The organism is Burkholderia sp. AU33803, assembly GCF_002223095.1.
GTDB lineage: Bacteria > Pseudomonadota > Gammaproteobacteria > Burkholderiales > Burkholderiaceae > Burkholderia.
Genome location: NZ_NKFJ01000020.1, coordinates 1 through 650 on the forward strand (window position 1 = coordinate 1; position 650 = coordinate 650).

Annotated in this window: 1 protein-coding gene; it reads right to left on the bottom strand. The window is 63.7% G+C overall.

Annotated elements, in window-relative coordinates:
- On the bottom strand, positions 1-650 hold a 650-nt coding region (locus tag CFB41_RS37045), incomplete at both ends, for an ABC transporter ATP-binding protein (RefSeq protein ID WP_144030008.1).

Sequence of the window (650 nt, forward strand, 5' to 3'; positions counted from 1 at the left end):
GCGCCGATCTGCACGATCTTGCCTTCGCTCATCACCGCGAGGCGGCTGGCCATCGTCATCGCCTCTTCCTGGTCGTGCGTGACCATCACGCAGGTCACGTCGACCTTCTCGATGATGTTTACGAGTTCGAGCTGGGTTTTCTGGCGGATCTTCTTGTCGAGCGCGGACATCGGCTCGTCGAGCAAGAGCAGCTTCGGGCGCTTGACCAGCGAGCGGGCCAGCGCGACGCGCTGCTGCTGGCCGCCGGAGAGCTGGTGCGGCTTGCGCTGCGCGTACTTGCTCATCTGCACGAGCGCGAGCGCATCGGCCACGCGCTCCTTGATCTCGTTCTTCGGCGTGCCTTCCTGCTTCAGGCCGAACGCGACGTTCGATTCGACCGTCATGTGCGGGAACAGCGCGTACGACTGGAACATCATGTTCACCGGGCGGCGGTACGGCGGCAGTGAAGCAAGATCTTCACCGTCGACGAAGATCTTGCCCGAGGTGGCCGTCTCGAGCCCGGCGAGCATGCGCAGCAGCGTCGACTTGCCGCAGCCCGAGCTGCCGAGCAGCGCGAACAGCTCGTTCTTCGCGATCGTCAGGTTCACGTTGTCGACGGCGGTGCTGTCGCCGAATTTCTTCACGACGTTTTCGATGCGCACGAAGGCGTC